Origin of the sequence: Blautia hansenii DSM 20583 (assembly GCF_002222595.2) — a bacterium.
In the GTDB taxonomy this organism is placed as follows: domain Bacteria; phylum Bacillota; class Clostridia; order Lachnospirales; family Lachnospiraceae; genus Blautia; species Blautia hansenii.
On sequence record NZ_CP022413.2, the window covers coordinates 2,464,336 to 2,477,141 of the forward strand.

The 12,806-nt window shown below is 38.6% G+C and carries 9 protein-coding genes; 2 read left to right on the forward strand and 7 right to left on the reverse strand.

Going from position 1 to position 12,806, the window contains the following annotated elements; genetic code table 11:
* Positions 1-61: 61 nt before the first annotated feature.
* Positions 62-931: a phosphoribosylaminoimidazolesuccinocarboxamide synthase gene (locus tag CGC63_RS12465; RefSeq protein ID WP_003022664.1), complete on the forward strand. Its 870-nt coding sequence runs from the start codon at positions 62-64 to the stop codon at positions 929-931.
* A gap of 169 nt (positions 932-1,100) precedes the next feature.
* On the forward strand, positions 1,101-2,348 hold the full coding sequence (locus tag CGC63_RS12470; RefSeq protein WP_022239856.1) for an MFS transporter: 1,248 nt from the start codon (positions 1,101-1,103) through the stop codon (positions 2,346-2,348).
* A 124-nt stretch (positions 2,349-2,472) separates the two neighbouring features.
* Here CGC63_RS12470 and CGC63_RS12475 read toward each other — a convergent pair whose 3' ends face one another.
* The 7 genes from CGC63_RS12475 to CGC63_RS12505 form a co-directional block, all read right to left on the reverse strand.
* Positions 2,473-3,366 carry a sensor histidine kinase gene (locus CGC63_RS12475; RefSeq protein ID WP_003022667.1) on the reverse strand — a complete coding sequence of 298 codons (894 nt, stop codon included), beginning with the start codon at positions 3,364-3,366 and terminating at the stop codon, positions 2,473-2,475.
* Between the two features lie 11 nt (positions 3,367-3,377).
* On the reverse strand, positions 3,378-4,169 hold the full coding sequence (locus tag CGC63_RS12480; protein ID WP_003022668.1) for an ABC transporter permease subunit: 792 nt from the start codon (positions 4,167-4,169) through the stop codon (positions 3,378-3,380).
* The gene (locus tag CGC63_RS12485; protein WP_022239858.1) at positions 4,162-5,079 is read right to left on the reverse strand and encodes an ABC transporter ATP-binding protein; all 918 of its coding nucleotides are present in this window, start codon (positions 5,077-5,079) and stop codon (positions 4,162-4,164) included. Before CGC63_RS12485 ends, CGC63_RS12480 begins: the two co-directional genes overlap by 8 nt.
* A 93-nt stretch (positions 5,080-5,172) precedes the next feature.
* On the reverse strand, positions 5,173-5,835 hold the full coding sequence (locus tag CGC63_RS12490) for a response regulator transcription factor (RefSeq protein WP_003022670.1): 663 nt from the start codon (positions 5,833-5,835) through the stop codon (positions 5,173-5,175).
* A gap of 276 nt (positions 5,836-6,111) precedes the next feature.
* Complete coding sequence (locus CGC63_RS12495; protein WP_003022672.1) at positions 6,112-10,575, reverse strand: PolC-type DNA polymerase III; 4,464 nt, start codon at positions 10,573-10,575, stop codon at positions 6,112-6,114.
* An 18-nt stretch (positions 10,576-10,593) separates the two neighbouring features.
* Entirely contained in the window at positions 10,594-11,646 is a 1,053-nt protein-coding gene (gene ispG / locus CGC63_RS12500; RefSeq protein ID WP_003022673.1) for a flavodoxin-dependent (E)-4-hydroxy-3-methylbut-2-enyl-diphosphate synthase, read from the reverse strand.
* Between the two features lie 14 nt (positions 11,647-11,660).
* A complete protein-coding gene (locus tag CGC63_RS12505) occupies positions 11,661-12,803 on the reverse strand; it encodes a toxic anion resistance protein (protein ID WP_003022674.1) in 1,143 nt (380 codons plus the stop codon).
* Between the last annotated feature and the right edge of the window lie 3 nt (positions 12,804-12,806).

Genomic DNA, 12,806 nt, shown 5'->3' on the forward strand with positions numbered 1-12,806 from the left:
AAAATTTGTTACAATAAAAGCGGTTCAAATTATAATTATATAAGAAGAAAGGTGAAAACACATGCAGGAGTACAAACCATTTAAAGAAGGAAAAGTACGTCAGGTTTATGACATTGGAGAAGAATTAGTAATTTATGCAACAGACAGAATTTCCGCATTTGACTACATTCTTAAAAACACAGTTACAAATAAAGGTGTTGTCCTTACAAAAATGTCAAAATTCTGGTTTGATTTTACAAAGGATATTGTTCCAAACCACATGATTTCAACAGATGTAAAGGATATGCCGGAATTCTTCCAGCAGCCGGAGTTCGAAGGACATACTATGCTTTGCCGAAAACTGGAAATGCTCCCTGTTGAGTGCATCGTGCGTGGATATATTACAGGAAGCGGCTGGGAAAGCTATCAGAAAAACGGGACTGTATGCGGTATTAAGCTTCCGGAAGGATTACAGGAGTCCGATAAGCTGCCTGAACCGATTTACACACCAACTACAAAAGCAGAAATCGGTGACCACGATGAACATGTTTCCTTTGAAGATACAGTTGAAACCTTAGAAAAATTATATCCGGGACGTGGACAGGAATACGCAGAAAAAATTCGTGATTACACAATCGCACTATATAAAAAATGTGCTGAATATGCACTGACAAAAAATATTATCATTGCAGATACAAAATTTGAATTTGGTTTAGATGAAAACGGAGACGTGGTTCTGGGCGATGAAATGCTTACACCGGACAGCTCCAGATTTTGGCCATTAGAAGGCTACAAACCGGGACAGGGACAGCCTTCCTTTGACAAACAGTACGTTCGTGACTGGCTGAAAGCAAATCCGGAAAGCGATTTCCTTCTGCCGGAAGAAGTCATTGACAAAACTGTTGAAAAATATGTAGAAGCTTACGAATTACTCTCAGGAGAGAAATTCTAATTTTTTATGACCAGAGTTGTCACATTAAGTATTTCATAAATATTTATACACTTTTAGCAAATTTGTCGAGCATAAAATGTATAGATATTCTTGAGATGCACTTAATGCGATAACTCTTTTTTTATAGGGTACTTGCAAATATTGTCAGAACGTAAAGGAAATAATGCCTATGGGATTTCTAAAAAAACATTTTTCAATGTACAGCCATTTGCCAAGAGAAATCTATGTGTTGGCTTTTGGTAAAGTCATGACAAGTATGGGGGCTTTAATATGGCCCATGCTTACCTTAATCATGAGTGAAAAACTGGGACTGAACGGACAGACCATTGGTCTGTATATGATGATATTTTCTATGTTTATGGGACCGTTTTACTTACTGGGAGGTAAGATGGCTGACAAATATAATAAAAAGCATATCATCGTTACCTTTGACTTAATCGGAAACAGCCTCTATTTCGTTTGCGCTGTATTGCCAATGTCCATGACAACGCTGTATTTATTAGCGATTGCCTCCTTATTTCAGGCAATGGAACAGCCGGCTTATGATGCCCTGATTGCTGACTTGACAACCTACAAGGATAGAGAAAGAGCCTATTCCCTGAATTACCTTTCAATGAATTTAGGATTGGTTTTAGCTCCGACTATCGGCGGCATTTTATTTAATCATTATCTCAGCCTTTCTTTTTTCATTAACGGTCTGGCAGATATAAGCAGTACGTTGCTGCTATTGGTTTTTATTAAGAATGTAAAAGCTAATAATCAGGATACTAAAGCAATGAACGAATATGAGAAAGGTGAAACCGGCTCAATATTCAAGGTTTTTTCTGAACGAAAATTATTTTTTCTGCTATTTGTTATTTCCGGTATAGCTGCGCTGATTTATAATCAATTTAACTTTTTGATGCCTTTACATATAGAGGAAGTCTTTCATGGTTCAGGAGCTTTTAAATTTGGAATTTTAACAAGCATCAATGCCGTTGTTGTGGTAATAGGCACGCCGATATTCACCAAAAAGCTTTCCGGAGTAATCGATATCCGAATTATGTATTTTGGACAGCTATTAGAGTCATTGGGACTTGCCTTTTTTATCTTTTTAAATCATTATTTTATCATTGCGATTGTGGGGATGATACTCTTTACCATAGGCGAAATATTCGGCTCTATATCAAAAACACCTTACCTTACAAAGAGAATACCGGACACACATCGTGGCAGAGTATTAAGTATTACCAACAGCTTCGCCGGATTAATCGGAGTTTTAAGTAACTATGTAATAGGAACACTTATCGACTACTATCCATTCAGTACCGTATGGATAATTATAGCGGTAATCGGTTTATTTGTGATGATTTTATACAGTATTTATTTACGGCTGGACAAGAAGGTATATTCCGGTCTTTATGAAAAAACAATGTAATATTTGCTTATATCGAGAATATGGATACATTTTATCTGACAAATCCGATAAAATGTATCCATATTTCTGGTTTTGCTTAATACAGCAGTTTTCTTTATTATTATAAACCGAGCCAAGAAAAATTTTAGTATTCTGGGAGAAAAATGTGAATACTTAACCTATTATTTTCGTATTTTGCTGATATACTTCCATTCATCTTCTCAATAAGCGTTTTAGAAATTGCCAACCCCAATCCTGTTGATTTTCTGGCAGTTTCTACTGTATAAAAACGGTCAAACAATCTTCCGACTTGTATCTCATCCAACCCATAAGCCATATTGGAAACAGTTATCTCACCATTTTCTGACAGCGTGATTTTCATATCTCCATCACTATATTTTATCGCATTACTTATCATATTTCCCAGAACACGAGTCAAAGCATTTTCATTCCCCATACAAAATACTTTTTTATCCGGTATTTTAATTTCCGGAATAATATTGTTTTGTTTTAATACCGCATAATAGGAAGATATACAGCTTTCTAAAATACCATTCAAATTTATAGCTTCTATCATCAATTTCTCGCTATCAGATGCTGCCAACGTATATTGGAATAGTTCTTCCGTAAGCTGTTTCATAGCCTTTGTACGATTTTCTACCGCCGTCAGATAAGTTTTTCCCGCTTCTGAACATTCCTCATTTTGCAGCAGCTTCAAATACCCATAGATAGCAGTTAACGGGGTTCTTAAATCGTGAGAAATGTTTGTAATTGCTTCTTTTAATTCCAAATCTCCATGTTCAAACTTTTGTCGGCTTTGATTGAAATATTTAAGTTGTGTATTAAGAGAAGAAGCTAACTCTTTCATATCCTTATCATGACCGGATATTTGTATAAGGGTATTTGTATCATTCCTTATTTTTTCGGCAAAAGCCTTATTTATTTCTCTTGCCGATTTTTTCAAAAGATATACTTTAACAAAAAGCATTCCTATAACAGCAAGCAAACACAAAATCAATACACATACCCAAACGTTCATAATCAATACCTCTATTTAATATTCTTCCTCTTAAAAAAGAAAATACCTATCCCTGTTGTAATTACCGTAACACCGACAGAATACAGACTCATTTCATTCATATTTTTTATATTTTTTCTTGCATATTGCATTTCCTGTCCTGCCGGAAGTACATTATAAATAAATTCCAGCTGCTCTCTTTCTCTCCCGCCCACGTACGCAGTATTTACTGTTCCGTCATACCATATTTTAGGGTTATCTAAAATTCTTTGTACCTCATTTAAAAATGCAATGGATAAAAACACAAACAGAATACATATAATAGGTGCGATTGCCTTATTGGAAACCAAAAGACTAATCATAGTAAAGATAGAACAAAACGCAACGACTGTAATAAGACTCCCCACAACAATAAGCAAAGTTTTGGTTGTAGAAATCCTTAATGTTCCAATCATCGGTATTCCAACAATTACATTTGCCAACATATAAGACACACACATTAAAAAGGAAGCAACGATATTTACAATCAAATTTGAAAAGTAAATCTCTGTTCTTTTATGTCCTGCAATAATTTTATTTCTCATCGTCCCATCGTTATATTCAACACCAACAAACAAAGAGCAGAAGATTGCACTTATTACGCCAATCATTAAAGTATACACAAAAAATGTGCTATCCAATTTTACCTGCGCATGATACCCTATTAACTGCCTATATTGCTGGAAACATAAGAAGCTTCCTGCCAAAAACATAAATCCCATGCCTATTAAAAATAATTTATTTTTCACCATTCTGAAAAAATTGGCATATAACAATTTACTCATGATTTACACCCCCTACTAAATTGATGTAATAACTTTCTAATGTTTCTGCCTGTTCGTGCATAGACGTAATATAGCAATTATCTTGCGCTAATTTTAATGTCAGTTCCGAAACAGGAATTTCTCCATAAATATTTGCTTCTGTGTCAGAGAGTATTTCATACTCAATATTCATTATATCAAGTATACGTGCCAATACATCAGTATCTGTTACTGTAAGTTTTACACATTTTCGGCATACTTTTTGCAATTCTTTTGCGGTTATTTCTTCTACCTTATTGCCATTTGCAATAAAACCATAATGTGTAGCTATACGAGAAAGTTCATCCAAATTATGGCTTGAAATCAATATGGTAATTTGTTTCTTCCTGTTTAACCTTAAAAGCAATTCTCTGATTTCAATTACTCCCTGTGGGTCAAGTCCATTGCTCGGTTCATCGAGAATTAAAAAATCCGGATTTCCTGCCAGTGCCATTGCAATTCCTAATCTTTGACGCATACCTAAAGAAAAATGTTTTGCTTTTTTCTTTCCCGTATTATCCAATCCTACAAGTTGCAGCAATTCATCAATTCCGTCATAGGAAGGCAATCCAAGAATTTGATATTGTTGTTTCAAATTGCCCCTTGCCGTCATATCCAAATAAATTGATGGTGTTTCGATAACAGCTCCTATTCTTTTTCGTGAGTTCAAAATATTCTTATCTGTATTTTTAACCCCATATAAAGAATAATTTCCAGATGTCGGTGCTTGCAACCCACATATTATACGGATAAACGTAGTTTTACCGGCTCCGTTTTCCCCAACAAATCCGTAAATTGCTCCTTTAGGAACATGAATAGAAAATCTATTCAATGCTTTTGCAGAATGACGATATTCTTTTGTCAAATCTTTCGCTGTTAAAATATATTCCATTGTTTCTAATCCTCCTTGCTTTTCTTTCATGCTATTCTAATCAATAATTGTTAAGGAAGCTGTTAAGAAAAGTGCAAAGAAAGTGTAAAGATTTTATTCTGCCATTTTAAATCCAATTCCCCATACCGCTTCAATATAATCTTTTCCTGAAGCTTCACGCAATTTCTTTCTCAAATTGCTGATATGAACTCGTAATGAGCTTTCCATGCAGTCAGGCGTATCTTCACTAATTCGGTCAAGCAAAATCGTTTTTGTTATAATCTGCTTTGGATTTTCCATAAGAAGCTTCAATATAGCAAATTCCGTTTTGGTTAGCTTTACCTCTTGGTCACAAACACGAACCTCATGCGTTGTTATATCAAGAAAAATCTCATCAAATACCAATTTTTCTGAATGAGTAGCTTTGTCTAGTTTACGAAGCTGTACAATTATTCTTGCCAGCAATTCATCAATATCAAATGGTTTTGTGATATAATCAACAGCTCCGTTTAATAAAAGCGCTACTTTATCTTTTACATCGACTTTTGCACTCATAACAATTACCGGAATATCCGATATTTTAGGTAATACTTCCTCGCCGGACAGCCCCGGTAGCATTAAATCAAGAAGTATTAAATCAGGAGTATTATTTTGCATAAATAACAACGCTTCTGTTCCGGAATAGGCATGAGAAACCATGTATCCTTCTTGTATCAAAACTTTTTCTAACATATCGTTGATATAAATATCATCATCAATAATCAAAATTTTTTTCATTGTTTCCAACTCCATTTAAAGTTTACATTATACTATTTTGCACAAATAACTTCTGTCTTCCAAAATACAAGCCACAGCTATTTTATAAGCAAACCATCGGGATATTTTCGCAGTTTTTCGAGCACAGTGATGTTTTGGAAGCCGTGTCCGAGTGCGTGAGCACGAGTTTGGCGGACAAAACATCCATTGGCGGCGCAGAAAAACAAGAAAATGACCGAGTTTGCTTTGGAATAACTGTGGCTGTATTTGGTAAAGCCATGTTTGTGTAAAATAGAATTATTGATAGTCAAACAACGACATCTGATTAGACTTCGGCAATTTTCCAAACAATCCCAAATCATTCATCAAATCAATAGTAGAGGACGTAACCTTTGTTCGATTTCTGAAGTCATCAAGGGACAGGAAATTTCCTTCCTCTGCCGCCGCCACCACAGCATCCGCTGCCCTGTCTCCCAGACCTTCTATGGTATCCAACGCAGGCATCAGCTTTCCGTCTATAATCTGGAATGTATGTGCATTTGCCTTATAAATATCAATGGGAACAAAGTCAAAGCCTCTGGCATACATCTCCTGCACAATTCGCATATCTTTGTAAGTATCCTGCTCTTTTTTGCTCAATGTATCCTTTCGCTTCTCATAATCGTCCATAAAATATTCCAGCTTTTCTTTTCCCTGACACATCAGCTCATAAGAAAAAGCAGTTGCACGAATACTGAAATATGCCGCATAATACGCCAGCGGATGGAAGATTTTACAATAGGCAATTCGCCATCCCATCATAACATACGCTGCTGCATGGGCCTTCGGGAACATATATTTAATCTTTTTACAGGACTCAATATACCAGTCCGGAACATCATGTTTTTTCATTTCTTCAATCCATTCCGGCTTTAATCCCTTACCCTTTCGCACGCTCTCCATAATGGTAAATGCCTGTCCGTGCTCCAAGCCCTTGTTAATCAGATAAATCATAATATCGTCTCGTGTACAGATACAGGTGGTAATGGTTGCCGTTCCGGACTTAATCAAATCTTGTGCGTTTCCCAGCCACACGTCTGTTCCGTGAGACAGACCGGAAATACGAACCAAATCAGAAAAAGAAGTCGGATTGGCATCAATTAACATCTGCATGGCAAAATCTGTACCAAACTCCGGAATACCAAGACAGCCCAAAGGACAGCCTCTGATATCATCCGGTGTAATACCCAGCGCATCTGTATTTTTAAATAAGGACATAACCTCTTTTGAGTCCAACGGAATTTCTCTGGCGTTGATGCCGGTAAGGTCCTCCAGCATACGTATCATGGTTGGATCATCGTGCCCCAGAATATCCAGCTTTAAAAGGTTGGAGTCAATGGAATGATAATCAAAATGCGTAGTAATAATATCGCTGTTCATATCATTTGCAGGGTGCTGAACCGGTGTAAATTCCTCAATATCCCATCCGATGGGAAGAACAATAATTCCTCCCGGATGCTGTCCTGTGGTACGTCTTACCCCTGTACAGCCCTGCACAATTCTGTTGATTTCGCAATAACGCTTTCTCTGTCCACGTTCTTCATAATAGTTCTTGACATAACCAAAAGCTGTTTTCTCTGCCAGCGTACCGATTGTTCCCGCCTTAAATGTCTGCCCCGCACCGAAAATAACCTCAACGTAACGGTGCGCTTTTCCCTGATAATCACCGGAAAAGTTCAAGTCAATATCAGGCTCTTTATCTCCTTTAAATCCAAGGAAGGTTTCAAAAGGAATATCAAATCCTTCTTTTACCAGCGGCTCTCCGCATACAGGACATTTCTTATCCGGCATATCGCATCCTGCCCTTCCCGAATATGCCCGCACCTCCTCGGAGTCGAAATCTGCGTAGTGACATTTGGCACAATAATAATGTGGACTTAGAGGATTTACTTCTGTAATTCCCGACATAGTAGCTGCAAAGGAAGAACCAACAGAACCACGGGAACCTACCAAATATCCGTCACTGTTACTCTTCCAAACCAGCTTCTGGGCAATCATATACATAACGGCGTACCCATTGGAAATAATGGAATTCAGCTCTCTTTCCAGACGTGCTTCTACCATTTCCGGAAGGTTTTCTCCGTAGATTTCATGGGCTTTACTGTAACAGATTTCCCTTAACATGGCATCGGAATTTTCAATAACAGGGGGGCATTTCCCCTTGTGAATAGGCGATATTTTCTCTACCATATCTGCGATTTTATTGGGATTGGTAATGACGATTTCCTCTGCTTTTTCCCTTCCCAAATAAGAAAATTCCTTTAGCATTTCCTCTGTTGTACGAAGGTATAAAGGCGCCTGGTCATCTGCATCATCAAAGCCTTTTCCTGCCATAATAATTCTTCGATACACCTCATCTTCGGGGTCTAAAAAATGCACGTCACAGGTTCCCACTACCGGCTTATTAAATGCCTCTCCCAGCTTTACAATCTTCTTATTGATTTCCTGCAAGTCCTCCCATGAAGTAATATCCGAGCGGTCTTCATTCTTTAACATAAAGGCGTTGTTACCCAGAGGCTGTATTTCCAGATAATCATAGAAATTCACCAAACGGGCAATTTCCTGCTCCGGTCTTCCATTCAAAACAGCCTGATAAAGCTCTCCTGCTTCGCAGGCAGAACCAATAAGAAGTCCCTCCTGATATTTCAAAAACAGGCTCTTTGGAATACGGGGACGTCTATGGTAATAAATCAAATGGGAGTCTGAAATCAAATGATACAAATTTACTCTTCCCACATCATTTTTCGCCAGAATAATTGCATGATAGGTAGGCATTTTCTGTATGGAATGAACGGAAACCGTTCCCTTTTCATTCAGCTCATCCAGATTGAAAATATCCCTTTCTACACACATTTCAATAAATTTCACAAAAATGTCGGCTGTACAGGAAGCATCGTCTACTGCTCTGTGGTGATGCTCCAAGGAAACTCCCACTGCTTTTGCCACCGTATCCAGTTTAAAACGGTTAAGCTGGGGCAGGAGAAATCTTGCCATCCCCACAGTATCAACCACGGTATCTTCTCTTTCAATACCTATATCCTCATAATTCTTCCGAATAAAACTCATATCAAACTCTGCATTATGAGCCACCATAACACAGCCCTCACAGAATTTTTCAAATTTAGGCAAAATAACATCGATGGTAGGTGCATCTGCTACCATATTGTCGTTAATGCTGGTCAACTCCTCAATGCGAAATGGTATAGGAATTTGCGGATTTACAAATTCTGAAAAACGCTCTGTAATTCTTCCGTTTTCCACCTTCACTGCACCAATTTCAATAATCTTATCTTTTAAAGCGGAAAATCCTGTGGTTTCTATATCAAATACCACATAAGGCGCATGTAAGCTCTGCCCTTTGCTGTTTTGCACAATTCCTTTTAAATCATCTACAAGGTAAGCTTCCACACCGTAAATCACCTTGAAATCTGCCTCTGGAGGAACGACGCCTCCCCAAGAGTCAAAGCAGTGGTTCGCCTCAGGAAATGCCTGCACAACCCCGTGGTCGGTAATGGCGATAGCTTTATGTCCCCACTCGTAGGCACGTTTAATCAGGGCTTTTGCGTCGGATACCCCGTCCATATCGCTCATTTTTGTATGGCAGTGAAGCTCCACACGCTTCTCTGGATAATTATCAGAACGGCTGTTTTCAAAGCTGGCAATTTTCTTAATCCCCACAACAGAGCCTATGGTAAGCTCGCTGTCATATCGGTCAATAGTGGTAATTCCCTTCAGCTTTACAAACGCTTTTTCCTTAACGCCTTCTGTAATCTCCTCTACCTGATCGTTTCTGGCAAACATTTTTACGGTAATGGAGTCTGTAAAATCGGTAATAGAAAAGATAATAATCGTTTTTTCGTTTCGGATTTCTCTCTTTTCCAAGGACATAATCTTTCCTCTGACACAGACCTCTCCCATTTCTGTCTGCACGTTTTCCAATGGAATTACTTCGTCATCAAAGTCCCTTCCATACAGTACATCAGGATTGTCAGAGCGTTTTACACTGCGTTTAAAGTCAGAAAATCCACGTTTTGCAGGCGCTTCTTTCTTCTCCGTCTTTGTCTTTTCTTTTTCCTTTTGTTTTACAGGAGCTTTCTTCGGTTCTTCTTTTACCTCCTCAAGCTCCTCTTTTTCTTTTCCGAGAGAGGACATTTCTACAATATGAGCCGCTTCCTGTGCAATGCGGATATCGCTGTTTTTTCGGAATTTACTTTCCTTTATTTCCTCATATTCTGTCTCTACTTTTAAAGAAAACTCACATCTTTCACAGAAGATTTTTTCTATATACTGTACCAGTTCATCTTCCTTACTTTTCGCCAGCACTGTGGATTGTAAAAGTATGTGCATGGTATCTGTCTGCGGAAACGTAATTACAGCATTCCGGAACATATTAAAGACCAGAATGCTGTAATTTTTAAGCTCCAGAGCCATGGACGATTGGTACGCCTCAAAGAATAACTGAGGGGTATACTGACTGGAAAGGGTAAACTTTTCCAGCACCTTTACCTCCATGCTCACCCCCGGAAAGCACTGCTGCGAAACTGCTCTTTCCAAGGTATAAATATACTTTTTATGTATCCATTGGCGGCTGCGGATATAAATTCGGATACGGTCCTTCTGCGGATTAACGGCAATCTTCGTAACCGCCACTTCCTTTAAAAGCGCACGAAGCTCCTCACCTACTTCCAGATTTCGAAACACATCCAGAAATTCTTTCTCCATGAAACAATGCCTCCATACTTATTTCCAGTTTTCAAGTTCTTCCCGAAGCACAGATAAAAGCTCTGCCTCAGGAACCTTTTTCACGATTTCTCCTTTTTTAATCAGAAGACCTTCTCCCTTACCTCCCGCAATGCCGATATCTGCTTCTTTTGCTTCTCCCGGACCATTTACTACACAGCCCATAACGGCAACCTTAATATCCAGAGGAAATTCCTGCACCATAGTTTCCACCTGATTTGCCAGTCCGATTAAATCAATCTTCGTTCTTCCGCAGGTTGGACAGGATACCACTTCAATTCCGCCTTTTTTGAGATTTAAGGTCTTTAAAATTCTCTTTGCTGATTTGATTTCCTCTACCGGGTCGCCGGTCAGGGACACACGAATAGTATCTCCAATTCCCTGATATAAGATAATCCCCAAACCTACGGCTGATTTAATATTTCCGGAATATAAAGTCCCTGCCTCCGTAATGCCTACATGCAGGGGATAATTGGTCTGTTCTGCCAGCAATTCATGTGCCTTTACACACATCATTACATCAGAGGATTTAATGCTGATTACAAGATTATCATACCCTAAATCTTCAATAATTCTCACTTTATCAAGGGCACTTTCTACCAGTCCTTCAGCAGTGACACCGTGATATTTTTCCACCAGTTCTTTCTCCAAAGAACCACTGTTTACACCTACACGAATAGGAATATTTCTCTCTTTTGCAACGTCTACCACTGCTTTTATTTTGTCAATGCTGCCGATATTTCCCGGATTAATACGAATTTTATCCGCTCCGTTTTCCATAGCGGCAATGGCCATTTTATAGTCAAAATGAATGTCTGCCACCAGAGGAATGTGAATTCTTTTTTTAATCTCTTTTAATGCCTCTGCTGCCTCTAAGGTAGGCACGGTACATCTGACAATCTCACATCCTGCTGCCTCCAGCGCCAATATCTGCTGTACGGTTGCCTCTACATCTTCTGTTCTTGTATTGGTCATGGACTGTATTAAAATGGGATTTCCCCCACCGATTTTCTTATCCCCAATCTGCACAACCTTTGTATGATCACGATACATAAAGACACCTCCAATTAATGATTAATCTGTAAAAGTTTCTGTTTCAATTCACCTTCCAGACGATACATTTCTGCCTCTGCTGCACGTCTCTTTTCTCTGCCTTCCCGCTGAATATTCATAACTTCATCAAAGGTGCTGATTAAGGACTCGTTTGTTTTCTGTAATGTTTCAATATCTACAATTCCTCTTTCAGACTCTTTTGCAGCTTCTATGGTAGCCATTTTTAAAGTCTGAGCATTCTTCTGTAAAAGAGCATTTGTCATATCTGTTACTTCTCTCTGCGCCTTTGCGGCCTCTGTGGAATGTGCCACGCCAAGAGCAATTACCATCTGACTTTTCCAAAGAGGAATGGTGTTTACAATAGTAGACTGAATTTTTTCTGCCATTAAAGTGTCATTTCCCTGTACCAGACGGATTTGCGGCGCTGTCTGTACGGCAATCATACGTGTCAGCTCCAAGTCATGGATTTTCTTTTCAAAACGTTCACACAGAGAGTCCAAGTCCTTTGCAGCCTGTGCATCTTCCGGAAGACCGCTTGCCTGTGCTTTTGCCATAAGCTGAGGCAGCTCCGTTGAACGGATTTCTTCCAGCTTCTTCTTTCCGGCCAAAATATACATAGACAGCTCTTTAAAATAATTTAAGTTTAAGGCATACATTTTATCCATAATTGCCGCATCCTTCATAAGCTGTATCTGATGTTTTTCCAAAGTTTCCACAATTTTATTTACATTTGCTTCTGCTTTGGAATACTTGTTTTTCATGGCTTCCAGCTTATTTGCTCCCTTTTTGAAAAAGCCCATAATTCCTTTGCGTTCTTCTTCCGCATCGAAATTCTTTAATTCTGTCACCACGTTTTCCAGCAAATCCCCTACTTCGCCTAAATCTTTTGTGCGTACTTTCTCAAGAGCATCCTCTGAAAAATCAGCCATTTTCTTCTGTGTTCCTGCTCCGTACTGCAAAATTGCCGCTGAATTTCGAATGTCAATCTGACGTGCAAAATCATCTACGATTTTTCTTTCTTCCTCAGATAAAATACTGTCGTCCATCTCAGGCTTTGCCGGTTCTTCTTTCTTCACCTCTGCCACAGGAGCCTGTTCCTGTAAAGGCTCAAAAGTAAGGGTAGGTGTTACTGTAAAATCTTTTAATTCATCACTCATAAT

Coding starts and splice junctions, on each gene's coding strand:
- CGC63_RS12465 (WP_003022664.1), top strand. CDS start 62: ATGCAGGAGTACAAACCATTTAAAGAAGGAAAAGTACGTCAGGTTTAT.
- CGC63_RS12475 (WP_003022667.1), bottom strand. CDS start 3,366: ATGAACGTTTGGGTATGTGTATTGATTTTGTGTTTGCTTGCTGTTATA.
- CGC63_RS12485 (WP_022239858.1), bottom strand. CDS start 5,079: ATGGAATATATTTTAACAGCGAAAGATTTGACAAAAGAATATCGTCAT.
- CGC63_RS12470 (WP_022239856.1), top strand. CDS start 1,101: ATGGGATTTCTAAAAAAACATTTTTCAATGTACAGCCATTTGCCAAGA.
- CGC63_RS12505 (WP_003022674.1), bottom strand. CDS start 12,803: ATGAGTGATGAATTAAAAGATTTTACAGTAACACCTACCCTTACTTTT.
- CGC63_RS12490 (WP_003022670.1), bottom strand. CDS start 5,835: ATGAAAAAAATTTTGATTATTGATGATGATATTTATATCAACGATATG.
- ispG (WP_003022673.1), bottom strand. CDS start 11,646: ATGTATCGTGATCATACAAAGGTTGTGCAGATTGGGGATAAGAAAATC.
- CGC63_RS12480 (WP_003022668.1), bottom strand. CDS start 4,169: ATGAGTAAATTGTTATATGCCAATTTTTTCAGAATGGTGAAAAATAAA.
- CGC63_RS12495 (WP_003022672.1), bottom strand. CDS start 10,575: ATGGAGAAAGAATTTCTGGATGTGTTTCGAAATCTGGAAGTAGGTGAG.